We start from the raw sequence: 24,799 nt of genomic DNA on the forward strand, positions 1-24,799 counted from the left end.
CTTTTACCCTGCGTACTGCATGGTGGACCACCACTCGGCATCGGCTTCAATTTCGCCCTGCGCGTTGACGTGGGGGTAAGGCAATTTCTTCTGCTTCGCAACGCGAGCCAGCACCGGATAGCCACCTTCAAACAGCAGGCGCTGCTGCTCATCTTCCGGCAGCATGCTGTTGCTGCGCTCGTACATGCCGGCGTTCTGACGCTGGCGCTGCGCTTCGTACAAAATCAGCGCAGAGGCGACCGACACGTTGAGCGACTGGACCATGCCGATCATCGGAATGATGATGTCCCGATCGGCCAGTTCCAGAGCTTCCTGCGTGATCCCCGTTTTCTCCTGGCCCATTAAAATACAGGTTGGACGGGTATAGTCGATCTCACGGAAATCCACGGCTTTAGCAGAGAGGTTGGTTGCCAGAACCTGCATACCACGCCCTTTCAGGTGCGAGACCGCTTCACCAATGCTCTGGTGCGTTTTAACGGAGACCCAGCTGTTGCTGCCTGCGGCGGTGGAGGCCATGGTACGCATACGTGCGCCCGGCCAGACGGCGTGTACTTCATGCACGCCGACGGCATCTGCGGTGCGAACGATAGCAGAGACGTTATGAGGTTTATGGACCTGCTCCATGCAGACCGTCAGATCAGGCTGACGCCTGGCGAGCATTTCGCAGATTCGCTCGTAACGTTTTGAATTCATAATGCTAGTTTCGGTTTCGGGTGACTTTAATGACATCCGGCATCACGCGGATCTTGCGCATAATATTCGCCAGATGCACGCGGTCACGGGCGGTCAGGCGAATAAAGGCGCTGTAAACGCGGCCATCTTTTTCTTCCGTATTCAGGCTCTGAATGTTGGACGAGGCCGTGTTGATCGCTGCCGTCAGGTTCGCCAGTGCACCCTGGTGGTTAAACATATCCACCTTGATTTCAGTAATAAATTCCTGCGCCGTCTCTTTATCCCACTCGACCGCCATGAACTTCTCAGGCTCTTTCTGGTAGCCACGGATGTTACGGCAGGATTCGTGGTGGATCACCAGCCCTTTACCTGGGCTGACGTGCGCAATAATCGGGTCGCCCGGGATAGGACGGCAGCATTTGGCGAAGGTGATGAGCACCCCGTCAGCGCCTTTGATCGGCAGGTGACCATGATTTTGTGCGTTAGCTGGAACGGCTGTCGTTTCGCCCTGTTGCAGGTTCTTCGCCACGACCACGCTCATGGCGTTGCCGAGGCCAATCTCAGCCAGCAGGTCATCCAGCGAGGCGAGCTTCATACGCTCCAGCTCATGCTGAATGTTCTCTGGCGGGATTTCAGCCAGTTTGCGGCTGCCACCCAGCGCGTGATTGAGCAGACGACGCCCCAGGCTGACGGAGTCGTCACGCTTGAGGTTTTTCAGCAGCTGGCGGATTTTTGCGCGCGCTTTTGAGCTCACGACAAAGTTCAGCCAGGCGGCATTAGGCCGTGCGCCCGGCGCGGTAATAATTTCTACCGTCTGTCCGCTAAAGAGCGGCTGGGAGAGCGGGTAAGGCTGTCTGTCGACGCGGGCACCTACGCAGGCATGGCCGATATCGGTATGCACGGCGTACGCGAAGTCGACCGGTGTCGCGCCCGCAGGCAGTTCGACAATGCGCCCTTCCGGCGTGAAAACGTAAATCTCATCCGGGAAGAGATCGGATTTAACGCTCTCGATAAATTCAAACGAGCTACCTGCACTCTGTTGCAGCTCCAGCAGGCTCTGCATCCAGCGCTGGGCGCGGATTTGCGCGGTAGTGCTGCTTTCGCCACCGTGCTCTTTATAGGCCCAGTGCGCCGCGACACCCATCTCTGCCATTTGATCCATGTCTTCAGTACGAATTTGCACCTCAACAGGGACACCGTGCGGGCCAATCATGGAGGTGTGCAAAGATTGATATCCGTTCGCTTTTGGAATGGCAATGTAATCTTTGACGCGCCCCGGACGTGGCTTGTACAGGCTGTGCATCTGCCCCAGCACGCGATAGCAGGTGTCTGAGTCATGGACGATCACGCGAAACGCGTAAATATCCATGATTGAGTGAAAACGCTGCTCTTTGAGCACCATTTTGCAGTAGATAGAGTACAAATGCTTTTCGCGACCGCTCACGCGGCACGGTATACCCGCTTCCTGCAAGCGCCCTTCGATTTCAGAGAGGATCTTTTGAATCATCTCTTTACGGTTGCCGCGAGCGGCTTTCACCACCTCTTTAATCACGCGATAGCGGTTCGGGTACAACGCCTCAAAACCCAGCTCTTCCAGCTCGGTTTTAATATGATGTATCCCTAAACGGTGCGCCAGCGGACTGTAGATTTCGAGGGTTTCACGGGCGATGCGGCGACGTTTATCCGGGCGAAGTGAGCCCAGCGTGCGCATATTGTGGGTGCGGTCAGCAAGTTTGATCAGAATGACGCGGATATCCTGCACCATCGCCATGATCATCTTGCGAAAGTTTTCGGCTTGCGCCTCTTTCTTGTCGCGGAATTTCAGCTTATCAAGCTTAGAAACCCCTTCCACCAGCTCGGCAACGCTTTTGCCAAACAGCTGTTCCATATCCTGGTAGGTGGCAGGGGTATCTTCGATCACGTCATGCAGCAGGGCGGCCATCAGCGTTTCGTAGTCGAGTTTCATCTCGGCCAGAATACAGGCTACCGCTACCGGGTGCGTGATGTAAGGTTCACCGCTTGAACGTGTCTGGCCCTCGTGAGCGTCACGTGCAACGAGATACGCCTGCTGAAGACGCTTAATCTGGTCTTCAGGCAGGTAGGTTTGAATCAGTTGATTCAGGCTTTCAAACAGATACAAGGGCGACCCGCAGGTTTAATTAACGACGACCTTCAGCAATAGCGGTAACAGCTTGTAATTCAGCGGCTTCCTGCTCTTGCTGCTCCTGGCGCTCACGCACGTCGAGGATCTGGTTGTTGATCAGACCTTCTTCGATTTCGCGAAGTGCAATAACGGTGGTTTTATCGTTTTCTTCCGGTACCAGCGGATCTTTACCGCCTACCTGCATCTGACGAGCGCGACGCGCGGCGACCAGCACCAGGTCAAAACGGTTACCAATTTTCTCTACAGCGTCCTGAACAGTTACGCGTGCCATACTTAAAATGCTCCACAGGTGAAGAAATGACTGGGCATGATACTGAAAGTGGGTTCAGTCTGCCAACAGTTTGGTGATTAATGCGTCATGTCGCTGCTTCTGGCGGCTCATACGCAGACGTTCTGCGCGAAGGATAGTTTTGAGATCGCTCAGCGCGGCATCAAAATCATCATTCACAATAAGGTAATCATATTCCGCATAATGGCTCATTTCTGCAACAGCCTGCGCCATACGCTTTGCGATAACTTCTTCGCTGTCCTGGCCGCGGCCACGCAGGCGGCGATCCAGCTCATCTTTCGATGGCGGTAAAATAAAGATACTGCGCGAATCAGGCATTTTCTTGCGAATTTGCTGCGCGCCCTGCCAGTCGATATCCAGGAACACGTTCACGCCGGTCGCCAGAACCTGCTCAATGGTTTCACGCGAGGTTCCGTAGTAGTTACCGAAAACTTCTGCGTGTTCAAGAAACGCGTCTCTGCCAATCATCGCCCTGAATTCATCGTGATTCACAAAGAAATAGTGTTCACCGTGCACTTCACCCGGACGCGGCGCCCGCGTGGTGTGAGAAACAGAAACCTGCGTATCGTACAACGGTTGGGTTTTTAACAGTGCCTGAATAAGGCTGGATTTACCCGCGCCACTAGGGGCAGAAACAATATAAAGCGTGCCTTGAGCCATGAGAGTCTTTTGTATGTGTTAACGAAGAAGTCCTACATACGGGCTTATTATACACGTCGCCGCTGTGTGACGTAGCCTTTGTCACACTTTTTCCCCTGGATTATTGATTTTGCGTGCCGTTTTCAGGTTTTACCCCCCTTTTGCTGCAATAAAAACAATGCGCTGAAGCACGCTCGTAAAATGCCTTTTTGCCGCTGGTCTGCGGCTCTTGGGCAGGGTATACCCTTCGCAAAACCGGGAGGGATGATAATGGTGAGATGGATAAGCATACTGATGTTCTTCTTAAGCAGCGGGGCGTTGGCAATCTGCCCGGTCTGGTCGCCGTCGAAGGCCGGGCAGGAGATCGCGGCCCTGAAGGCGCAGCTGGCCCGCTGGAATGATGCTTACTGGAAGCAGGGCAGCAGCGAGGTGAGCGACGACGTTTACGACAGGCTTAACGCCCGATTAAAACAGTGGCAGCGCTGTTTTCACGATGAGCCGCTGCACGACGATCTCCCTGCCGCCAGCGGGACGGTGAAGCACCCCTTCGCCCATACCGGCGTGCATAAGGCAGAAAGCCAGCAGGCGCTTAGCCGCTGGATGGCCGCGCAGCAGGATCTCTGGGTGCAGCCAAAGGTGGATGGCGTAGCGGTCACCCTGGTCTATAAAAGCGGCAGGCTGGCGCAGGCCATCAGCCGGGGCGACGGTTTACAGGGGGAAGAGTGGACGGCACAGGCGCGAATGATCCCCGCTATCCCGCAAACGCTTTCCGGGCCGCTTGCCAACAGCGTATTGCAGGGTGAACTTTTTCTGCTTCGCGAGGGGCATATCCAACAGCAGATGGGCGGTATGAATGCGCGAGCGAAGGTGGCGGGAGCGATGATGCGCGCGACCGATCGCGCAGCGCTGAAGCAGACAGGCATTTTTATCTGGGCCTGGCCGAACGGTCCAAAAATGATGAAAGCACGCCTTTCCGCGCTGGAAGAGGCCGGTTTTACCCTGACTGCGCGTTATACCTTGCCGGTTAAAAACGCGGCTGACGTGGAAGCGCAGCGGACGGCCTGGTTTAAGGCTTCGTTACCCTTTGCCACTGATGGCATTGTGGTTCGCGCCTCGGCAGAGCCGCCGGGTGAGCAGTGGCTGCCGGGAGAAGGGAACTGGGTCATCGCGTGGAAATATCGTCCTGTGGCCCAGGTGACGGAAGTCAAAGCCATTCATTTTACCGTTGGCCGTACCGGGCGGATCACGGCGATTGCGCAGCTTGAGCCGCTTATGCTCGACGATAAACGTGTACAGCGCGTGAGCCTGGGGTCGGTCAACCGCTGGCAGATGCTGGATATTGCGCCCGGCGATCAGGTGCTGGTAAGCCTGACGGGACAAGGTATTCCCCGGCTGGATAAGGTGGTATGGCGCAATGTGGATCGTCATAAACCACAGCCGCCCTCATCGCACTATAACGGCTTAACCTGTTTCTACGCCTCCCCGGAATGCATGGAGCAATTTTTTGCCCGGCTGACGTGGCTAAGCTCCAGCCAGGCGTTAGATATCAAAGGGATGGGCGAGTCGGGGTGGCGTAACCTCTATCAGGCGCATCGGTTTGAGCATCTCTTTTCCTGGCTACAGCTCACGCAGGCGCAGCTCGCTGCGACGCCGGGGATATCGGCAACGCATGGCGCTGCGCTATGGCATCAGTTTAACCTGGCGCGGGAGCGTCCTTTTATCCGCTGGATCGCCGCGATGGGAATACCGTTGTCCCGGTCAACGCTGAAGGCGGCAGGGGATCGCTCCTGGCAGGCGCTGGTTCAACGAAGCGAAGCGGAGTGGCGGAGGCTGCCGGGCACCGGACAGGAGAAGGCCCGCCAGATCGTAGACTGGCTGCATCAGCCGCAGATTGATGCGCTGGCGAGGTGGCTGGCCGCACAGCACATTGGTGGATTTTAATCTGCGTGCGCTCCTGAAGAGACTGGCAAGGGGCGCATTATTACGCTGTTGTTAATACGCGTATTTATGAAAAGGGGTTTAATATACATAATAATTATGAGTAAAAATAAAGTATTCACGACATATATATTTGAGGGGATATTATTCCTGCCAACTCTTTCAAGGATCGGTTTAATTGATCTCAATCATTATTAATCAAGAATAATAGACTGGCATGAACGTTTCATGGAGGCGTTGTCTTGGGTTTTTGGGGTCTTATTTCTCATTATTTCAGTGACTTAATTATTTTATTAATAATGTGCTGAACGTTTTCCAGGTTAACAATTAGTCATATTTATTCTGGCGGAAATCATTGCGTCAAATTATTTTAAGAATTATCTTATCTGAAATTATTAAGGTAGTGACCGCTGGGGTGCAATTTGCATCACTTCTGCGTTTTCCTTTCTTTTGCGCCCCGTAAGGGAGTTAACTATCTGAACTCCTATTGAAGCCATTAAGAGTATCGAAATATATCCTGACGGTTTATGTGCGCTGGTGTTCAGAGCTCAGGGCTTTTACATGGATGATTTCCCGTCCCTGTCGGGCCGGGATTCAGCCCCGGGCGTTTTGCCCGTTAACGGGGGCCTGGTTTCCAGGTGCTCATCTTTCCTTCATTTGAATGAGGAACATAAATGAAAAAGAGGCTTTGTACAGTGCTTACGGCACTCACGCTGGCGACTGCACTGCCTGCTATGGGGGCAACCACCGAAGCTGGTAGCGCCAGCGCAGCAACCGGCGAAACGACAACCGGAACAACAACCGGAGCGACAACCGGTACAGCGACCGGGACAACAACCGGAGCGACAACCAGTGCAACGGTGGGAGCTACCGCTGGCACCACGGGAGGGCTGGCGGCAGGTGCGATTGGCACGACCGCTGTTGTCACCACCGCTGCGATTGCCGGTGTAGCGTCGTTAGCCGTTGTCGCGGCAAGCGACAGTGGCGATGACTCAGGCAATGGGACTTCCACGACGACAGTTACCCGCTAAGGCTGCTGGTGCGCAAGGCGAAATAGCCTTCCGCAGAACAGCGCAACAACCTGACCCGGTGGCAACATCAACGCCGGGTATTTAGTTGATTCTAATGTTATTTAATAAAGGATTTCTGGTGAGACTGTTTATTCTGCTCATCATGATTCTGCCGATCCAGGGCTGTACGCCGAGTCAGCAGAGCATCATTGAGACCTTTAACGCCAGCCTGGCCGGGCGCCAGGATGTGACGCTAACGGACGGGCAGATTCAGGCGCTCCCTTACTCAACCATGTACCTGCGTCTTGATAATGGCCCGAGGATCCTGGTGGTTCTCGGATATATCGAACAGGGAAACAGTAAATGGTTATCGCAGGATAATGCGATGATCGTCACGCATAACGGTCGCCTTATCCACACGCTGAAGCTCCCGTATAACCTGCTTGAGGTGTCCAGCCTGGAGCACGATCCGCTGCGCCACGCGCAGCAGCTCCACGACGGCAGCCGGTGGTCGCGCGATGTGCGCTGGCAGGAAGAGGGGCGTTATCGCTCCGCACGCCTGACCTCGCGCTTCTCCCTGAGCGGGACTGAAAATCTGACCATTGCCGGCGATACGCTGCATTGCCAGGTCTGGCAGGAGACGGTGCAGGCCGACGGCCTCGGTCGTCGCTGGCAGAACACCTTCTGGATTGATTCCGCCACCGGCCAGGTACGCCAGAGTGAACAGATGCTCGGCGCTGGCGTATTCCCTGTCGCCATGACGATGTTGAAGCCCGCCCCATGAACAGACTCAAAAAATGGCTACCTGGCGTAGGGTTATCACTCTTCAGCCTGCCCGGCTTATGTGCAGGCGTCGTTACCGTGCATCAGCCGGGAAAAACGTGGTCTGCCGGACAGGCCGACACGCTCTCCCAACTGGTTACCCAGCCGCAGCTGAACAACGTCTGGTGGCAGGGCGCTGCGATTGCAACCCCTTCCGCCACACTGCGCGCGCAGCAGACGAAGCAGCAGGTGCTGGCGGCGCTTTCAGCCTGGCAGAATCGCGCTGATGACGGGCGGACCGCGACCGTTCGTGCTGTCGCTGCGCAGATCCAGCCCCTGCGGATCGTCGGGCGGCAGTTTGTCAGCCTCGATCCAGACGCAGTGCGTACCGACGCCCATGGCGATCGTCCCCTGAAGGGCCGTTACGATCTGTGGCTCTCGCCTGCACCCCGCACCGTCACGCTGATGGGGGCGGTCGCAACGCCGAGGAAACTGGCCTGGCGGCCGGGCGCAAGCGTTCAGGATTACTTACAGGGGCAGGCGCGGCTGGCCGGAGCCGACAGGAATAACGTGACCGTTATCGATCCTGACGGCAGTACGGTTGTTGCGCCGGTGGCGTACTGGAACGCACGCCATATTGAAGCAGAGCCGGGCGCTGTTTTGTGGGTGGGTTTTGATCCCCGGGCGGTGCCGGACGATTTTACCGGGCTGAATGAGCAAATCGTTGCGCTCCTGACGCGGCGGATACCTGACTAATGAACAAACTTTTTTTACTGAGCGGCCTTGCTCTGGCGATCTCTGCTGCCTGCCACGCGGAGCTGCGTACCTGGCCCGATCCCACTGGACCTTCGCAGTCCGACTTTGGCGGCACCGGCCTGATGCAAATGCCCGACGCGCGCTTTGGCAGGGAGGGAGAGTTTAGCGTCAACTACCGCGATAACGATCAGTACCGTTTTTACTCCTCTTCCGTCGTGCTCTTTCCGTGGTTGGAAGGGACGATTCGTTATACCGACGTCCGCACCCGCAAATACAGCAGCGACGAGGATTTCAGCGGCGATCAAAGCTACAAGGATAAGTCGTTCGACTTTAAGGTTCGTCTGTGGGAAGAGGGCTACAGCCTGCCGCAGGTAGCGCTCGGCAAGCGCGACATTGCGGGCACCGGCCTGTTCGACGGTGAATATCTGGTTGCCAGCAAAATGGCCGGTCCGGTCGATTTTACCTTTGGAATTGCCTGGGGATATCCCGGTAATAGTAACAACGTGGGCAACCCGCTTTGCCACGATAACAATACTTATTGCACCCGCGGCGAGTCGCATGATGCCGGGGATATCAGCTTTAGCGATATGTTTCGTGGTCCGGCGTCGCTGTTTGGCGGCCTACAGTATCAGACGCCCTGGCAGCCCCTGCGCCTGAAGCTGGAGTATGACGGCAACAACTATGCCGATGATTTTGCCGGCTCCCTTAAGCAGTCGAGCCATATCAACGTGGGGGCGGTCTATCGTGTTGCCGACTGGGCGGATCTCAATCTCAGCTATGAACGCGGCAATACGCTGATGTTTGGTTTTACGCTGCGGACCAACTTCAACGACCTGCGCCCCGCGCTGCGTGATAAACCGAAACCGGCCTGGCAACCGGCACCGGCAGGCGAGACGCTGAACTATACCTCGGCGGCAAACCAGCTCACCGCGCTTAAGTACAACGCAGGCTTCGATGCGCCGGAGATCCTTCAGCACGGCAATACGTTATACATGACCGGCGAGCAGTATCGCTATCGCGATCCGCGCGAAGCGGTAGATCGCGCCAACCGTATTCTCATCAATAACCTGCCCGACGGGGTCGACACGATCGATATCACCCAGCAGCGTGACCATCTGCCGCTGGTCACGACGCAAACCGATGTCGCCAGCCTGCGCAAACGGCTGGCGGGGCAGCCGCTCGGCCAGGAAGAGACGCTCAGGCAGCAGCGCGTCGAGCCTGTGGATACCACCGCGTTCGGGCGCGGCTACCGTATTCGCGCCGATCGCTTCAGCTACAGCGTTAAACCAACGCTGGCGCAGTCGCTGGGCGGTCCGGAAGATTTCTACATGTTCCAGGTGGGAGTGATGGCCAGCGCCAGTTACTGGCTGTCCGATCGTCTGCTGCTCGACGGCGGCGTGTTCGCCAACCTCTATAACAACTACGACAAGTTTAAATCCTCGCTACTCCCCGCCGACTCCAGCCTGCCGCGCGTCAGAACTCATATTCGCGATTATGTCGGCAATGACATCTACATCAACAACTTACAGGCCAACTACGTCGATGCGCTGGGGCACGGCTTCTATGCCCAGATTTATGGCGGTTACCTCGAAACCATGTACGGCGGCGTGGGGGCAGAGGCGCTCTGGCGTCCGCTGGACAGTGACTGGGCGCTGGGTGTGGATGCGAACTACGTCAAACAGCGCGACTGGGACGACATGATGCGCTTTACCGATTACAGCGCGCCAACCGGATTTATCACCGGCTACTGGAACCCGAGGAAGCTCAACAGCGTGCTGATGAAGCTGAGCATCGGGCAGTACCTGGCGAAGGATAAAGGCGCCACCCTCGACGTCGCGAAGCGATTCGACAGCGGCGTGACGGTAGGCGTCTGGGCGGCACTGACGAACGTCTCGAAAGAGGATTATGGGGAAGGTGGCTTTAGCAAAGGCTTCTACATCTCGATCCCGCTCGATCTGATGACGATTGGCCCAAATCGCAACCGGGCGGTGGTCTCGTGGACGCCCCTCACGCGTGATGGCGGCCAGATGTTAGGCCGTAAATATCAGCTTTATAGCATGACGTCAGAACGCGAAACCCCGGTAGGGCAGTAGTACCGGATGAAACAGGCATTACTTAACCAGATGATTTTACTGAATGAAAAACGTTAAATTTTCCGTGCTTGCGTTGGTCATGATGACGTTAAGCGGTTGTACTATCGTACCGGGCCAGGGGCTCAGCACCCACGGCAAAGATATTATCGATCTGCCTGACAGCAGTTACGATCTGGATAAGATGGTCAACGTCTATCCACTCACGCCGGGGCTGGTCGAGGAATTGCTGCCTGGCAAAGTCGACTCCCGCGCCAATCCTGAACTGGACCACCAGCTCCAGAGCTATCAATACCACATCGGCGTCGGCGACGTGCTGATGGTTACCGTCTGGGATCACCCGGAGCTGACCACCCCCGCAGGCCAGTACCGTAGCGCCAGCGATACGGGCAACTGGGTGAATGCGGATGGTACGATCTTCTATCCCTATATCGGCAAAATTTACGTGGTCGGCAAGACGCTGGCTCAGGTGCGCGATGAGATCGCCGCCCGGCTGGACTCGGTGATTGAGAGCCCGCAGGTGGATGTCAGCGTGGCGGCGTTCCGCTCGCAAAAAGCCTACGTGACGGGCGAAGTGGCTAAGTCGGGCCAGCAGCCCATCACCAACATTCCGCTGACGATAATGGATGCGATCAATGCGGCAGGCGGCCTGACGTCGGAGGCGGACTGGCGCCACGTGGTGCTGACCCACAACGGCAAGGACACGCACATTTCTCTCTACGCGCTGATGCAGCGCGGCGATCTTACCCAGAACAAACTCCTCTATCCGGGCGATATTCTCTTCATTCCGCGTAATGACGACCTGAAAGTGTTTGTCATGGGCGAGGTCGGTAAACAGAGCACCCTGAAGATGGATCGTAGCGGCATGACGCTGGCGGAAGCGCTGGGTAATGCGCAGTGCGTGAATCAGGATATGGCCGACGCCACGGGGATCTTTGTGATTCGTCCGTTGCAGGGCAAGCAGAACGGCAAAATTGCCAGCGTCTACCAGCTGAACGCCCGGGATGCGACCGCGATGGTGCTGAGCACCGAATTTCAGCTGGAGCCTTACGACATCGTCTATGTCACCACCGCGCCGCTGGTGCGCTGGAACCGCGTGATATCTCAGCTGGTACCGACCATTACCGGCGTACATGACCTGACTGAAACAGGGAGATATGTCAGAACATGGCCAAATTAACGTTTAACGCCATCCTGGTGATCTGTACCGGCAATATCTGCCGCTCCCCCATCGGAGAACGGCTGCTGCGCCGGCTGCTGCCCACCGCCCGGGTCGATTCGGCGGGAATTTGCGGTCTGGAAGGGCACGCAGCCGATTCGCTGGCGACAGCGATCGCCGCCGAACGTGGCACTCTGCTTGAGGGCCACGTTGCGCGCAGGCTTACCCCCGCCATGGTGCGCGACTACGATCTGATTCTGGCGATGGAGCTGGAACATATTGAGCAGGTCACGGCTATCGCACCGGAGGCGCGCGGCAAAATGATGCTCTTTGGTCACTGGACGGGCAGAAAAGAGATCCCGGACCCCTACCGTAAAAACCGGAACGCATTTGAACATGTTTATGGACTGCTGGAGCAGGCCAGTCAGGAATGGGCAAAACGGCTCAGTTAATCACACGGGATAGTCACGTTTTATGTCAACAAATACTCTTCACGCCCATGATGCGTCTGCCGCGAATAACGAGATCGATCTGGTGCGTCTGTTTGGTGAGCTGCTCGACCACCGAAAGTTTATTCTCGCCCTTACCGCGCTGTTCACGCTGGCAGCGCTGCTTTATGCGCTCTTTGCCACGCCGGTTTATCAGGCCGATGCGCTGATACAGGTGGAACAGAAGCAGGGCAACGCGCTGCTCAGTAACCTTAGCGAGTTTATTCCTGACTCTTCGCCGGAGTCGGCCCCGGAACTTCAGCTTCTACAGTCGCGAATGATCCTCGGTAAAACGATTGATGACCTGAACCTGCGCACGCAGGTGAGCGAAAACTATTTTCCCGTCATCGGACGCGGCTGGGCACGGCTCACCGGCCAGCAGCCTGGCATCGTCGATATTAGCATGCTCAAACTCCCTCCTGTCGCGGGCCGGGCGCAAAAGCTGACGCTGACCGTCGGCGAGAAGGGCCACTATCAGCTGGAAGGGAATAACGTGACGTTACAGGGCGTCGTGGGGCGGCAGCTGAGCGCGGCGAATCTCGCCATTAAAATTGCCGATATCCAGGCGAAGCCGGGTACCCGGTTTACGATTACGCAGCTGAGCGAGCTGGAGGCGATTGACGCGCTACAGCAGCGCTTTACCGTGGGCGAGCGCAGCAAGGATAGCGGAATGCTTGGCCTGACCATCACGGGGGAAGATCCCGTTGAGATGGCCCGCGTGCTTAACTGCATCGCCGACAACTATTTGCATCAGAACGTGGCTCGCCAGGCGGCGCAGGATGCGAAAAGTCTGCAATTTCTGAAGCAGCAGCTTCCGCAGGTGCGCGGCGAGCTGGACCAGGCCGAGGAGAAGCTCAACCGCTATCGTCAGCAAAACGACTCCGTTGACCTGAACCTGGAGGCAAAAGCGGTGTTGGAGCAGATTGTGAATGCAGACAATCAGCTCAATGAACTGACCTTCCGGGAAGCGGAAATTTCGCAGCTCTACAAAAAAGATCACCCCACCTACCGGGCGCTGATGGAGAAACGCCAGACGCTGGAACAGGAAAAAAATCGCCTGAATAAACGGGTATCGTCGATGCCGGCCACCCAGCAGGAGGTGTTGCGCCTGAGCCGCGACGTGGAGTCGGGGCGCGTCATCTACCAGCAGCTGCTTAACCGCGAGCAGGAGCTAAGCATCGCCCAGTCGAGCGCGATTGGTAACGTCCGCATTATCGATCCGGCCGTGACCCGGCCGCAGCCGATCAAGCCGAAAAAAGCACTGGTCGTGGTGCTGGGGGTTATTCTGGGTCTGTTCGTCTCTTCGGGCTGGATCCTGGCGCGCGGTATGCTGCGTATGGGCATTGAAACGCCAGAGCAGCTGGAGGAGCACGGGATTAACGTTTATGCCACCGTGCCGCTGTCGGAATGGCTGGCTAAAAAGATGCGTTCGCGCAAAAAAGCGTTTATGTCCCCGCGTCTGCGCCATAAGACAAAAAATATCCCCTTCCTGGCGACGGATAACCCTGTCGATCTCTCCGTCGAGGCAATTCGCGGCCTGCGCACCAGCCTGCATTTCGCGATGATGGAGTCAGCGAACAATATACTGATGATCTCTGGCGCTACGCCGGACAGCGGAAAAACGTTTGTCAGCAGTACCCTGGCGGCAGTCGTGGCGCAGGCGGGGCAGAAAGTACTCTATATTGATGCGGATATGCGCCGCGGGTATGCCCACGATCTGTTTAAGCTCGACAATACCTGCGGCCTGTCGGAGATTTTATCCGGCAAAGCGGTGTATACGCAGGGCGTTCAGACCTTCGATAAAGGCGGATTCGACATCATCGTGCGCGGGCAGATCCCGCCTAATCCGGCGGAGCTGCTGATGCACGCGCGTTTCCAGCAGCTGCTGGACTGGGCGAACGAACGCTACGATCTGGTGATTATTGATACTCCGCCGATCCTGGCGGTTACCGACGCAGCGGTAGTCGGCCACCGCGCAGGCACCACGCTGCTGGTCGCCCGCTTCGGGATGAACAGCGTGAAGGAGATGCTGGTCTGTATACAACGCCTGGAGCAGAGCGGCGTCAACACCAAAGGGGTGATCCTGAACGGCGTCATTAAGCGGGCAAGCAACGCTTACGGCTACGGCTATCATCACTACGGCTACACCTATTCGAGTAACTGATAATCCGGCGCCTGCCCGTTCTGACATTAATGCGCATTGTGTTTGTAATGAAAAACGGGCAGGCCAAGCTTCAGGCGCAATGCGAGCATGCGCGCGGTGAAACCAAACAGCAGCGTGGAGATAACCACCACATCGTGACTGGTGACATAGTGCTGCAAGGCAACATACAGCACTGCGGCGGCAAAGGAGATGCCGGCATACAGTTCCTTCTGGAAAACCAGCGGGATACGTTTACAGAACATATCGCGCAGCACCCCGCCAAACACGCCCGTGATCACCGCCGCAATGGTGGCGATAACCGGGCCTTCACCCATATCGAGAGCGATTTGCGCACCAATGATGGAAAAAACAATCAGCCCAAGCGCATCAAGCACGAGGAATAAGCGGCGCAGATGAGGCATCACCGGAGCCACAATCGTGGTGAGTACGGCTGCCGTTGCCACGATAATGACGTACTCAGGGTTTTTGACCCAGCCGAGTGGATAATGGCCAAGCAGGATATCGCGTACGGACCCGCCGCCGAGCGCAGTGGCTGTGGCAATAATGATCACGCCGAAGGTGTCCATACGGCGACGTCCGGCAGCGAGCGCGCCGGTCATGGCTTCTGCGGTAATGCCAATGAGATAGAGAACATGAAGCAGCATAAAACCTCCGGAATGAAGAGGGGGAGATTAACGATTTGTGCGGAAGATCACGATTGAGATTTTCTAAGGCGAGGTGGTTTTCCCTAAAGGAATTTATCAGCGCACGGCGGGCAGGCTTGATTTAAGGCGGGAGAGAGAGAAAGTAAGGCTAAGTAAGGATTAGAATAAGTAATGGGTGATGCGCGAGGCAGCACCACCCGGAAAGTGATCACTCGATATTCTGGATCTGCTCGCGCATCTGCTCAATGAGGACCTTCAGTTCAATCGCTGAATTGGTCACCTCTGCATTGATGGACTTAGACGCCAGCGTGTTCGACTCGCGGTTGAACTCCTGCATCATAAAGTCGAGACGGCGGCCCACAGCTTCTTTCTTCTTCAGAATGTTGTAGGTCTCTTTAACGTGCGCTTCCAGACGATCCAGCTCTTCAGCCACGTCCACGCGCTGCGCCATCAGCACCAGTTCTTGTTCCAGACGGTTGTTTTCGAGCTGGACTTCCGCCTCTTCCAGTTTGGCGACAAGTCGCTCACGCTGCCATTGCAGCACTTCTGGCATATGAGCGCGAACTTTAGCCACTTCGGCGCTCACGCCCTCAAGACGCTGTTCAATCATTGCTTTCAGCGCCTGGCCTTCGGTTTCGCGGGCAACGATAAAGTCATCCAGCGTGCCGTCGAGTGCCGCGAGGATTTCGGCGGTAATCGCGTCCAGATCCTGCTCTCCGGCGGCCATCACGCCAGGCCAGCGCAGAATATCAACCGGGTTGATCTCGCCTTCGTCGCTTTGCATTTTGACCCAGTTCGCCGCATTAACGAGCTGTTTTGCCAGCTTTTCGTTAAGGATCAGTTCACCCTGCGCGCTGGCATCGGGCTCAAAACGCAGATTACATTCCACTTTCCCGCGGGTCAGACGCGTACGGATACGCTCACGCACCACAGGCTCCAGGCTGCGGAACTGTTCCGGCATACGGAAATATGTTTCCAGATAGCGCTGGTTTACCGAGCGCATTTCCCAGGTAGCGCTACCCCAGCTACCCTTGATTTCACGCCGGGCGTAGGCGGTCATACTGCGGATCATAGACATTCCCGTTTTTAAAGGAGAGATGGGGGGATTATAGCTTTCAGGGGCTTCTCAGGATAGGAATAAGCGTCCTTTATCCGTATAATGCGCAGCCACATTCGTTTCAAGCCGGAGAATCCATCATGCGTCCAGCAGGTCGTAGCGCCAATCAGGTGCGTCCCGTCACCCTGACCCGTAACTATACAAAACACGCTGAAGGCTCTGTGCTGGTTGAGTTTGGTGACACCAAAGTGCTTTGCACCGCGTCCATCGAAGAGGGCGTGCCTCGCTTCCTGAAAGGTCAGGGCCAGGGCTGGATCACCGCCGAATACGGCATGTTGCCGCGCGCAACCCATACCCGTAATGCTCGTGAAGCGGCAAAGGGTAAGCAGGGCGGGCGTACTATGGAGATCCAGCGCCTGATCGCGCGTGCGCTCCGCGCCGCGGTTGACCTGAAAACGCTGGGCGAGTTCACCATCACCCTGGACTGCGACGTGATCCAGGCCGATGGCGGCACGCGTACCGCCTCCATTACCGGCGCCTGCGTGGCGCTGGCAGATGCGCTGAACAAGCTGGTTGCCGCCGGTAAGCTGAAAACCAACCCGATGAAAGGGATGGTTGCCGCTGTCTCCGTCGGTATCGTTAACGGCGAAGCACTTTGCGATCTGGAATACGTTGAAGATTCTGCCGCAGAAACCGACATGAACGTGGTGATGACCGAAGATGGTCGCATCATTGAAGTGCAGGGCACGGCGGAAGGCGAGCCATTCACCCACGAAGAGCTGCTCACCTTGCTGGCGTTGGCCCGAGGGGGTATCGAATCCATTGTAACGACGCAGAAGGCGGCGTTAGAAAATTGATTTTAAGGCGACCAATGAGTCGCCTTTTTTTTGCCTGTAAGACAGAAAAAACTAAAGGAGCAAATCCATGAAATCGTATCAGCGCCAGTTTATTGAGTTTGCGCTTAACAAGCAGGTACTTAAGTTTGGCGAGTTCACGCTGAAATCGGGGCGTAAAAGCCCGTATTTCTTCAACGCCGGGCTGTTTAATACCGGGCGCGACCTGGCACTGTTAGGCCGTTTCTATGCCGAAGCGCTGGTGGATTCCGGGATTGATTTCGACCTGCTGTTTGGCCCCGCGTACAAGGGCATTCCGATTGCAACCACCACGGCGGTGGCGCTGTCGGAGCACCATGACCGCGACGTGCCATACTGCTTTAACCGTAAAGAGGCCAAAACCCACGGTGAAGGCGGCAATCTGGTAGGCAGTGCGTTGCAGGGCCGCGTGATGCTGGTCGATGACGTGATCACCGCAGGCACCGCGATCCGTGAATCAATGGAGATTATCCAGGCTAACGGTGCAACGCTTGCGGGCGTGCTGATTTCGCTCGATCGTCAGGAGCGCGGGCGCGGCGACATCTCTGCTATTCAGGAAGTGGAACGCGATTATGGCTGCAAGGTCACGTCGATTATCACCCTGAAAGACCTGATTGCGTATCTGGAAGAGAAGCCTGAGATGGCGGACCATCTGGCAGCGGTAAAAACGTATCGCGAAGCGTTCGGGGTTTAATTGCGTTGCCCGGTGGCGCGACGCTTACCGGGCCTACCCGTTCGTAGGCCGGATAAGGCGAAGCCGCCATCCGGCGGCGGCGTTACTGCAATTGTGCTGCCACTAACGGCCAGCGGGCGTCAAAATCGTCCGTTGGTCGGTATTTGAATTCGCTGCGCACAAACCGAGAGAGCATCCCCTCGCAAAATGCCAGGATCTGGCTTGCCAGCAGGGTCTCATCAGTAGTATATCCCTCACCTTCCCGCATTTTTTTCTCGCGCAGAACCTGACGCAGCTGAGCTTCGATACGCTCAAAAAGCTGATTTATACGGCCTTGCAGACGATCCTGTTCAAACATCAGCGCGTGGCCGGTCAGAATACGGGTCAGACCCGGGTTACGTTCACCAAAGCCCAGAATCAGCAGCACAATCAGACGCAGACGCGCGCTGGTGTCTTTTTCATCTTTCAGAATCAGGTTGATGCGCGTGATCAGGCTATCTTCAATAAACTCGATCAGGCTGTCGAACATCCGGGTTTTACTCGGAAAATGACGATACAGCGCCGCTTCTGATACGCCCACAGAGGCCGCCAGCTTTGCGGTGGTGATGCGTTGACTGCCGTCGCTGGATTCAAGCATCAGAGCCAGAGATTGAAGTATTTCTTCGCGACGATTCCTTTTCGCGGTTTGTTTTTCTGCCATGTTACAAAATACCCCTGAAAATAAGCACTTGTCAGGCTGGCAACCACACAGCGACCCGCAAACTGACGTTTGCGGTTTGTTATTGCATTATGGCGCTGTGAGATGCGTGTTTGTCGGGCGGTTATTTGCGCCCGGAATGGCCGAAGCCGCCTTCGCCACGGTCGGTGGCGTCGAAGTCTGCCACCAGGTTAAATTCTGCCTGCACCACCGGTACAAACACCATCTGCGCGATACGCTCGCCCGGCTCAATGGTGAAGCTGTCCTGGCCACGGTTCCAGACGGAGACCATCAGCTGACCCTGATAGTCAGAGTCGATCAGGCCGACCAGGTTACCCAGCACGACGCCATGCTTATGGCCCAGGCCAGAACGCGGCAGGATCACTGCTGCCAGTGACGGGTCAGCAATGTGAATCGCCAGTCCGGTCGGGATCAGGGTCGTTGCACCCGGCGCCAGTTCTACGGCGTCGTCGAGACAGGCGCGCAGGTCAAGACCGGCAGAGCCGGAGGTGGCATACGTTGGCAGCGGAAATTGCTCGCCAACGCGCGGGTCCAGTATCTTAACGTCGATTTTTTTCATCATAACGGGTAACGATCTCGTCCAGTAATTGTTGGCCCAGGAGTGCTTTGCGCTCAAGCGGTAAGACTTTATCTCCATCCTGCCAGAAAAGGTGCAATGCGTTGCTGTCGCTGTTAAATCCTTGCGTGGACAGCGATACGTCGTTCGCGCAAATTAAATCGAGGTTTTTGCGGGTACGTTTTTGCCGGGCATATTCTTCCACATTATTCGTTTCTGCGGCAAACCCAACAACGTAAGGACGATGAGTTTTCAATGCGGCGACACCGGCAACGATATCCGGGTTCTTCACCATTTTTATTGTTAATTCATCGCCTTGCTTTTTAATTTTGGCGTCAGCAATGGTTTCAGCACGGTAATCAGCGACGGCCGCACAGCCGATAAAAATATGCTGCTGTTGTGCATGCGCCTGTACGGCGGCGTTCATTTCCAGCGCGGTCGTCACATCAATACGCTGCACAAACGCCGGTGTGGTAAGCGACACCGGGCCGCTTACCAGCGTGACGTTCGCGCCACGTTTGGCCGCCGCGGCGGCAATGGCAAAGCCCATTTTGCCGGAGCTGTGGTTGGTGATGTAACGCACCGGATCCAGCGGCTCGCGCGTTGGGCCCGCGGTAATCATGATGTTGAGATGTTGCAGATCGTTGACAGGCGAGAAATGGGCGGCGGCCATATCAACAATCGTCAATGGGTCGAGCATACGGCCCGGCCCCACGTCGCCACAGGCCTGGCTGCCGCTATCCGGTCCCCAAATCAGCAGGCCGCGTGAGGCCAGCGTTTCCAGATTATGCTGGGTGGCGGCATTGCGGTACATCTGCTGGTTCATGGCGGGCACAACCGCGACGGGCGCAGGCGTGGCGAGGCAAATGGTCGATACCAGATCGTTCGCCATACCGGCCGCCACGCGGGCAATTACATCTGCCGTGGCGGGGGCAAGGATAACCAGATCGGCCCATTTCCCCAGCTCAATGTGGCCCATTGCGGCTTCGGCCGCCGGGTCGAGAAGGCTGTCGGATACCGGGTATCCCGAGACGGCTTGCAGGCTTAGCGGGGTGATAAAGGCTTTGCCGCCTTCGGTGATCGCGACCCGTACGTCGGCCCCGCGCTCGCGCAAACGGCGCACCAGGTCTGGCGTTTTATAGGCAGCAATACCGCCGCTTACGCCAAGAACGATTTTTTTACCGGCCAGGCTCATCATGATTCTTTCCTGTTGGGTTCACCAGAGAGCGGGCATTTTATCACAATCCCTAAAACGGGGTGATGATGTCCTTTACTCACTTTGCGAGGCGTTACGCAAGAACGAAACGTCAGCGTCGAGCCCCGAATTTGCCTGTGGCAGCATAATGGCAAACAGAAGGAGGCCGGGCATGGAAGAGACTGAACTGCTGCTACCGCGTGAAAAAATGCTGCGCCATGGCGTCACGTTGCTGAAAGACGACGAGCTGCTGGCGCTTTTTTTACGCACCGGCACGCAGGGAAAAACGGTATTTACGCTGGCGAAAGAGCTGATAGACCATTTTGGTTCACTGCATGGTTTGCTGACCGCCGAGCTGGAGGCGTTTACGCACGTGGAGGGCATCGGCGTGGCGAAATATGCCCAGCTGCGGGGCATTGCGGAGCTTGCCCGGCGATTTTATAACGTGCGTATGGAGGAAGAAGACCCGATCCTGACCCCGGACATGACCCGCGAATTTCTGCAAAGCCAGCTCTCCGATCTGGAGCGGGAGATCTTCATGGTGATCTTTCTCGACAACAAAAACCGGGTGCTGAAACATACCCGCCTTTTTTCGGGAACATTGAGCCATGTTGAGGTGCATCCGCGTGAAATTGTGCGGGAAGCGATAAAAGTGAATGCAGCCGGCGTGATCCTCGCGCATAATCACCCCTCTGGCTGTGCAGAACCAAGCAGAGCTGACAAAGCCATTACCGAACGTATTATCAAATGCTGTCAATTCATGGACATTCGTGTGCTGGACCATCTGATAATTGGCCGCGGAGAGTACATTTCTTTTGCCGAACGTGGCTGGATTTAGGCCTTTTCTCGCGATCCATCGGGATCTTTGTCTGTTCGGGACTTGAGCACACCGCCGAGTCAGCGTATACTACGCCACCTTTGAGAATCTCGGGTTTGGCATTTGGGCCTGGCAATCGAGAGTTCAATAGAACTATGCGATGACCGGGCTGTAAAGCCTGACGAGGCGCCGATACCCCATACGAAGCTCGAGCTAATTTGATTTTTGGAGAATAGACATGTCCCGAGTCTGCCAAGTTACTGGCAAGCGTCCGGTGACCGGTAACAACCGTTCCCACGCACTGAACGCGACTAAACGCCGTTTCCTGCCGAACCTGCACTCTCACCGTTTCTGGGTTGAGAGCGAGAAGCGTTTTGTCACCCTGCGCGTATCTGCTAAAGGTATGCGTGTAATCGATAAGAAAGGCATCGATACAGTTCTGTCCGAACTGCGTGCCCGTGGCGAAAAGTACTAAGTACTTAAAGAGGAAATAAATCATGGCTAAAGGTATTCGCGAGAAAATCAAGCTGGTTTCTTCTGCTGGTACAGGTCACTTCTACACCACCACGAAGAACAAACGTACTAAGCCGGAAAAACTGGAACTGAAAAAATTCGATCCAGTTGTACGCCAGCACGTACTGTACAAAGAAGCTAAAATCAAATAATTTTAGTCTCCTTGTATTGAAAAACCCCGCATCTGCGGGGTTTTTTGCATTCTGCATCTCAACGGAGGAACCATGCCTGAATTACCTGAGGTAGAGACCAGCCGCCGCGGTATTGAGCCGCATCTGGTCGGCGCGACTATTCTTCATGCTGTCGTTCGCAACGGGCGTCTGCGCTGGCCGGTTTCCGATGAGATCCACGCGTTAAGCGATAAACCCGTCCTGAGCGTGCAGCGCCGCGCGAAATACCTGCTGCTGGAGCTGCCTGACGGCTGGATCATTATCCATCTGGGCATGTCGGGCAGTCTGCGCATCCTCACCGAAGAATTGCCTGCGGAAAAGCACGATCACGTTGACCTGGTGATGAGCAACGGCAAAGTGCTGCGTTATACCGACCCGCGTCGCTTTGGCGCATGGCTGTGGACCAAAGAGCTGGAAGGGCACAACGTGCTGGCGCATCTGGGGCCTGAGCCGCTCTCAGAGGCGTTTAACGCGGATTATCTCAAAGAGAAGTGTGCGAAGAAGAAGACCCCGATTAAACCCTGGCTGATGGATAATAAGCTGGTGGTGGGCGTGGGGAATATCTATGCCAGCGAATCGCTGTTTGCCGCCGGGATCCATCCCGATCGGCTGGCCTCTTCGCTGTCGGCGCAGGAGTGCGAGCTGCTGGTCAGAGTGATTAAAGCGGTACTGCTGCGCTCAATTGAGCAGGGCGGGACGACGCTGAAGGATTTCCTGCAAAGCGACGGGAAGCCGGGCTATTTTGCGCAGGAGTTGCAGGTTTATGGCCGTAAGGGTGAACCATGCAGGGCCTGCGGGACGCCGATTATTGCCACGAAGCATGCCCAGCGGGCCACGTTCTACTGCCGTCAGTGCCAGAAGTAAGGTTACTTTAGCTTTTCCATCAACGCCTGGTGGACGTTAACCGGCAGGAAGTGGGTAACGTCCCCGTGATGGCGCGCCACCTCTTTCACCAGCGAAGACGAGATGAAAGACCACTCCTTGGAGGGCATCAGGAATACGCTCTCCAGCTCCGGCATCAGATGGCGGTTCATGTGCGCCAGCTGCATCTCGTATTCGAAGTCTGCTACCGCGCGAAGACCGCGGATCAGAATATTGGCCTGCTGAGCACGGGCAAAGTTTGCCATCAAATCGCTGAACCCGACGACTTCAACATTCGACAGATGCGAAATCGCATCGGTGGCCAGCTGCACGCGTTCGTTCAGGTCGAACATCGGCTTTTTGCTCGGGCTGGCGGCGATGGCCAGAATCACCTTGTCGAACATACACGCCGCACGGGTGATGATATCAAGATGACCGTTAGTGATTGGATCGAAGGTACCCGGATAAATCGCTTTTGTGCTCATGGCTCACGTTTTCTCTGAGTAGCCGCGGTTCAGCGCCCACAGCTCGGTGTATTTGTTGAAAGTATACTGGGCATTGACCACCGCCAGTAACCAGCCCTGTTTGCCGTCCAGCACGCCGCCGCGCAGCAGCAGCGTTTTCAGAAACGCGCCCAGCGTGTGGGTGAAGATACCCGTCAGCGTGGCCTTCTTGCCGCGCTGGTGGCGTTCCTGCGCCCATGCGGTGGCATAGTTGAGCTGTTTACGCTGGAAGCTGGCGAAATCACGGCAGGTCAGATGAAGCAGATCGCCCGTCAGGGGGATCACCTGAGCGTTATCGCAGGCCAGCGACTCATGAACAAGGTTATCGTTGTACTGATAACGCTCGCGCGCATAGAGGCGCATCACGCGGTCGGGATACCATCCGCTGTGGCGCATAAAGCGGCCCAGGAAATAGTTACGGCGCGCGATGCTGTAGACCGCGCCAGGCTGCGGCGCGGCAAGCACCGTTTGAATGGCCTGCCGGAGTTCCGGGGTGACGCGCTCGTCGGTGTCGATCATCAGCACATAATCGCCCGTGGCGAACCCCTGCGCACGCTGGCGCTGAATGCCGTAGCCCTGCCAGTCGGTGTCGGTAAAGACTTTTGCGCCCGCTGCACGGGCAACGTCCACCGTGTTGTCCGTACTTCCGGAGTCGAGAATGACGATTTCGTCAGCCCAGGCAACGGAGGCCAGGCAATCCGGAAGCAGGTCGGCGGCGTTTTTGGCGATCATCACGACCGACAGACGCGTTGACATCAATGGCTCCGCTGCGGCAGATAAGGTTGCAAAAGTTGCAGCAGACGGGTCAGTGCGCCCTGGTTCTGATGCAGGACTTCAACGGCATGACGACCGTACCACAGGCGGTAATCTTCGTCGGTCAGAAGGGTAGAGACCTCTTTGACCACTGAATCCGCGTCGGTCACAGTGATTAAGCCATCGGCTTGCTGCAATTTAGCGCAGATATCTTTGAAGTTAAACGTGTGTGGCCCCATCAGCACAGGGATGGCGTGGGCCGCCGGCTCCAGCGGGTTATGGCCACCGCGCTCTACCAGGCTGCCACCGACAAAAGCGAGATCCGCAATGCCGTACAGCAGCATCAGTTCGCCCATCGTATCGCCAATCACCACCTGCGTGCTGCCTGAGGGGATTTCGCCGCTGCTGCGCAGGGTGAAGCTGAAACCGCCTTTTTGCACCATTTCGCGGGCATCTTTGAAACGCTCCGGATGGCGGGGAACCAGAATCAGCAGTAAATCAGGGAATTTTTCCAGCAGCTGGCGGTGAGCCTGAAGAATAATCGCTTCTTCGCCGTCATGAGTGCTGGTGGCAATCCAGACCTGGCGACGCGGCGCCCACTGTCGACGCAGCGTGACCGCACGGGCGGCGAGTTCTGGAGTGACGGAAATATCGAACTTCAGGCTACCCGTGACCGCAAGCTGGTTGCGTTTCAGCCCGAGGGCGATAAAGCGCGCGGCATCTTCTTCGTTCTGCGCGGCAATCAGCGTGATTTTGCTGAGCAGGCGACGCATAAATTTACCCAGCTTGCCGTACCCTTTCGCCGAGCGTTCTGACAGACGCGCGTTGGCGATAACCAAAGGGATTTTACGGGCATGCAGGGCGGAAATCATATTCGGCCACAGTTCGGTTTCCATGACGATCACCAGTTTAGGGCGAACGGTATTCAGGAAACGGTTCATGGCGCAGGGAAGATCGTACGGAAGATAGACGTGATGCACGTCTTTACCGAAAGCAGACATCACACGCTCTGAGCCGGTTGGCGTCATCGTGGTGACGGTGATGGGCAGCGACGGATAGCGGTGGCGCAGGGCACGCACCAGCGGAATGGCCGCCAGCGTTTCCCCGACTGACACGGAATGCAGCAGAATACCGTCCGGCGCCACTTTATTGCGGCAGTAGCCATAGCGTTCGGCCCAGCGTTTACGGTACGCAGGCGCTTTACGGCTACGGAGCAACAGTCGCAGCCACACCAGTGGCTGAATGATGTAGAGCAGGGCGGTATACAACAATTCCAAGCGATTATCCGTTTTTTTAGTTTCGGCCGGGAAATTCTAAGCATTTAAGCGTGCTAAAG

Annotated in this window: 26 protein-coding genes; 14 read left to right on the forward strand and 12 right to left on the reverse strand. The window is 56.3% G+C overall.

Annotated elements, in window-relative coordinates; translation table 11 throughout:
• Window positions 1–3: 3 nt before the first annotated feature.
• From trmH to gmk, 4 genes are read right to left on the reverse strand one after another with little or no spacing between them, the layout of a single operon-like run.
• Window positions 4–693: a tRNA (guanosine(18)-2'-O)-methyltransferase TrmH gene (gene trmH, locus DBR02_RS26860; protein WP_063868761.1), complete on the reverse strand. Its 690-nt coding sequence runs from the start codon at window positions 691–693 to the stop codon at window positions 4–6.
• 4 nt (window positions 694–697) lie between these two features.
• Window positions 698–2,812, reverse strand: a complete 2,115-nt coding sequence (gene spoT, locus DBR02_RS11115) for a bifunctional GTP diphosphokinase/guanosine-3',5'-bis pyrophosphate 3'-pyrophosphohydrolase (protein ID WP_022646616.1) — start codon at window positions 2,810–2,812, stop codon at window positions 698–700.
• 19 nt (window positions 2,813–2,831) lie between these two features.
• The gene (gene rpoZ, locus DBR02_RS11120; protein ID WP_000135058.1) at window positions 2,832–3,107 is read right to left on the reverse strand and encodes a DNA-directed RNA polymerase subunit omega; all 276 of its coding nucleotides are present in this window, start codon (window positions 3,105–3,107) and stop codon (window positions 2,832–2,834) included.
• Between the two features lie 54 nt (window positions 3,108–3,161).
• A complete protein-coding gene (gmk, locus tag DBR02_RS11125) occupies window positions 3,162–3,785 on the reverse strand; it encodes a guanylate kinase (protein ID WP_006177710.1) in 624 nt (207 codons plus the stop codon).
• A 249-nt stretch (window positions 3,786–4,034) separates the two neighbouring features.
• On the opposite strand from gmk, the gene ligB reads away from it, so the two are divergent.
• The 8 genes from ligB (at window position 4,035) to etk (ending at window position 14,131) form a co-directional block, all read left to right on the forward strand.
• The gene (gene ligB, locus DBR02_RS11130) at window positions 4,035–5,705 is read left to right on the forward strand and encodes an NAD-dependent DNA ligase LigB (protein ID WP_107534395.1); all 1,671 of its coding nucleotides are present in this window, start codon (window positions 4,035–4,037) and stop codon (window positions 5,703–5,705) included.
• Window positions 5,706–6,376: 671 nt separating this feature from the next.
• Window positions 6,377–6,733: a hypothetical protein gene (locus tag DBR02_RS11135; RefSeq protein WP_107534396.1), complete on the forward strand. Its 357-nt coding sequence runs from the start codon at window positions 6,377–6,379 to the stop codon at window positions 6,731–6,733.
• A gap of 118 nt (window positions 6,734–6,851) precedes the next feature.
• Complete coding sequence (locus tag DBR02_RS11140; protein ID WP_107535640.1) at window positions 6,852–7,496, forward strand: YjbF family lipoprotein; 645 nt, start codon at window positions 6,852–6,854, stop codon at window positions 7,494–7,496.
• The gene (locus tag DBR02_RS11145; protein WP_233157733.1) at window positions 7,493–8,230 is read left to right on the forward strand and encodes a capsule biosynthesis GfcC family protein; all 738 of its coding nucleotides are present in this window, start codon (window positions 7,493–7,495) and stop codon (window positions 8,228–8,230) included. The genes DBR02_RS11140 and DBR02_RS11145 overlap by 4 nt, the downstream gene beginning before the upstream one ends.
• Window positions 8,230–10,323: a YjbH domain-containing protein gene (locus tag DBR02_RS11150; protein ID WP_107534398.1), complete on the forward strand. Its 2,094-nt coding sequence runs from the start codon at window positions 8,230–8,232 to the stop codon at window positions 10,321–10,323. Before DBR02_RS11145 ends, DBR02_RS11150 begins: the two co-directional genes overlap by 1 nt.
• A gap of 43 nt (window positions 10,324–10,366) precedes the next feature.
• On the forward strand, window positions 10,367–11,500 hold the full coding sequence (locus DBR02_RS11155) for a polysaccharide export protein (protein WP_107534399.1): 1,134 nt from the start codon (window positions 10,367–10,369) through the stop codon (window positions 11,498–11,500).
• Window positions 11,488–11,931 carry an arsenate reductase/protein-tyrosine-phosphatase family protein gene (locus DBR02_RS11160; protein WP_107534400.1) on the forward strand — a complete coding sequence of 148 codons (444 nt, stop codon included), beginning with the start codon at window positions 11,488–11,490 and terminating at the stop codon, window positions 11,929–11,931. Before DBR02_RS11155 ends, DBR02_RS11160 begins: the two co-directional genes overlap by 13 nt.
• Before the next feature lie 22 nt (window positions 11,932–11,953).
• Window positions 11,954–14,131: a tyrosine-protein kinase gene (etk, locus tag DBR02_RS11165; protein WP_107534401.1), complete on the forward strand. Its 2,178-nt coding sequence runs from the start codon at window positions 11,954–11,956 to the stop codon at window positions 14,129–14,131.
• Between the two features lie 26 nt (window positions 14,132–14,157).
• On the opposite strand, the gene DBR02_RS11170 is transcribed toward etk, so the two are convergent.
• A complete protein-coding gene (locus tag DBR02_RS11170; protein ID WP_063868767.1) occupies window positions 14,158–14,775 on the reverse strand; it encodes a trimeric intracellular cation channel family protein in 618 nt (205 codons plus the stop codon).
• Between the two features lie 208 nt (window positions 14,776–14,983).
• The gene (locus DBR02_RS11175) at window positions 14,984–15,847 is read right to left on the reverse strand and encodes a YicC/YloC family endoribonuclease (protein ID WP_003860907.1); all 864 of its coding nucleotides are present in this window, start codon (window positions 15,845–15,847) and stop codon (window positions 14,984–14,986) included.
• Between the two features lie 125 nt (window positions 15,848–15,972).
• On the opposite strand from DBR02_RS11175, the gene rph reads away from it, so the two are divergent.
• Both rph and pyrE read left to right on the forward strand, forming a co-directional pair.
• Window positions 15,973–16,689 (forward strand): ribonuclease PH, encoded by a 717-nt coding sequence (rph, locus tag DBR02_RS11185; protein ID WP_013094888.1) that lies wholly within the window; start codon window positions 15,973–15,975, stop codon window positions 16,687–16,689.
• A gap of 67 nt (window positions 16,690–16,756) precedes the next feature.
• A complete protein-coding gene (gene pyrE / locus DBR02_RS11190; protein ID WP_107534402.1) occupies window positions 16,757–17,398 on the forward strand; it encodes an orotate phosphoribosyltransferase in 642 nt (213 codons plus the stop codon).
• Between the two features lie 82 nt (window positions 17,399–17,480).
• Here pyrE and slmA read toward each other — a convergent pair whose 3' ends face one another.
• From slmA to coaBC, 3 genes are all read right to left on the reverse strand, one after another.
• A complete protein-coding gene (slmA, locus tag DBR02_RS11195; RefSeq protein WP_063868771.1) occupies window positions 17,481–18,077 on the reverse strand; it encodes a nucleoid occlusion factor SlmA in 597 nt (198 codons plus the stop codon).
• A 121-nt stretch (window positions 18,078–18,198) separates the two neighbouring features.
• Entirely contained in the window at window positions 18,199–18,657 is a 459-nt protein-coding gene (gene dut / locus DBR02_RS11200; RefSeq protein ID WP_015570042.1) for a dUTP diphosphatase, read from the reverse strand.
• Window positions 18,635–19,846 carry a bifunctional phosphopantothenoylcysteine decarboxylase/phosphopantothenate--cysteine ligase CoaBC gene (gene coaBC / locus DBR02_RS11205; RefSeq protein WP_107535641.1) on the reverse strand — a complete coding sequence of 404 codons (1,212 nt, stop codon included), beginning with the start codon at window positions 19,844–19,846 and terminating at the stop codon, window positions 18,635–18,637. Before coaBC ends, dut begins: the two co-directional genes overlap by 23 nt.
• A gap of 172 nt (window positions 19,847–20,018) precedes the next feature.
• Here coaBC and radC point away from each other — a divergent pair, with 172 nt between their 5' ends.
• The 4 genes from radC (at window position 20,019) to mutM (ending at window position 22,210) form a co-directional block, all read left to right on the forward strand.
• Window positions 20,019–20,684 carry a RadC family protein gene (radC, locus tag DBR02_RS11210; protein ID WP_063868776.1) on the forward strand — a complete coding sequence of 222 codons (666 nt, stop codon included), beginning with the start codon at window positions 20,019–20,021 and terminating at the stop codon, window positions 20,682–20,684.
• Between the two features lie 217 nt (window positions 20,685–20,901).
• Window positions 20,902–21,138, forward strand: a complete 237-nt coding sequence (gene rpmB, locus DBR02_RS11215) for a 50S ribosomal protein L28 (protein ID WP_002436699.1) — start codon at window positions 20,902–20,904, stop codon at window positions 21,136–21,138.
• 22 nt (window positions 21,139–21,160) lie between these two features.
• Window positions 21,161–21,328 carry a 50S ribosomal protein L33 gene (gene rpmG, locus DBR02_RS11220; RefSeq protein WP_003024094.1) on the forward strand — a complete coding sequence of 56 codons (168 nt, stop codon included), beginning with the start codon at window positions 21,161–21,163 and terminating at the stop codon, window positions 21,326–21,328.
• A gap of 72 nt (window positions 21,329–21,400) precedes the next feature.
• Window positions 21,401–22,210 (forward strand): bifunctional DNA-formamidopyrimidine glycosylase/DNA-(apurinic or apyrimidinic site) lyase, encoded by an 810-nt coding sequence (gene mutM / locus DBR02_RS11225; protein ID WP_003860879.1) that lies wholly within the window; start codon window positions 21,401–21,403, stop codon window positions 22,208–22,210.
• A gap of 2 nt (window positions 22,211–22,212) precedes the next feature.
• Here the strand turns inward: mutM and coaD are convergent, their stop codons facing one another.
• The 3 genes from coaD to waaA are packed head-to-tail and all read right to left on the reverse strand — an operon-like array spanning window position 22,213 to window position 24,740.
• A complete protein-coding gene (gene coaD / locus DBR02_RS11230; RefSeq protein WP_063452136.1) occupies window positions 22,213–22,692 on the reverse strand; it encodes a pantetheine-phosphate adenylyltransferase in 480 nt (159 codons plus the stop codon).
• Window positions 22,693–22,695: 3 nt separating this feature from the next.
• The gene (locus DBR02_RS11235; protein WP_107534403.1) at window positions 22,696–23,466 is read right to left on the reverse strand and encodes a glycosyltransferase family 2 protein; all 771 of its coding nucleotides are present in this window, start codon (window positions 23,464–23,466) and stop codon (window positions 22,696–22,698) included.
• Window positions 23,466–24,740 (reverse strand): lipid IV(A) 3-deoxy-D-manno-octulosonic acid transferase, encoded by a 1,275-nt coding sequence (gene waaA / locus DBR02_RS11240; RefSeq protein WP_003860874.1) that lies wholly within the window; start codon window positions 24,738–24,740, stop codon window positions 23,466–23,468. The genes DBR02_RS11235 and waaA overlap by 1 nt, the downstream gene beginning before the upstream one ends.
• Window positions 24,741–24,799: the final 59 nt, after the last annotated feature.

Source organism: Enterobacter cloacae complex sp., from assembly GCF_900322725.1.
Lineage (GTDB): Bacteria > Pseudomonadota > Gammaproteobacteria > Enterobacterales > Enterobacteriaceae > Enterobacter > Enterobacter quasihormaechei.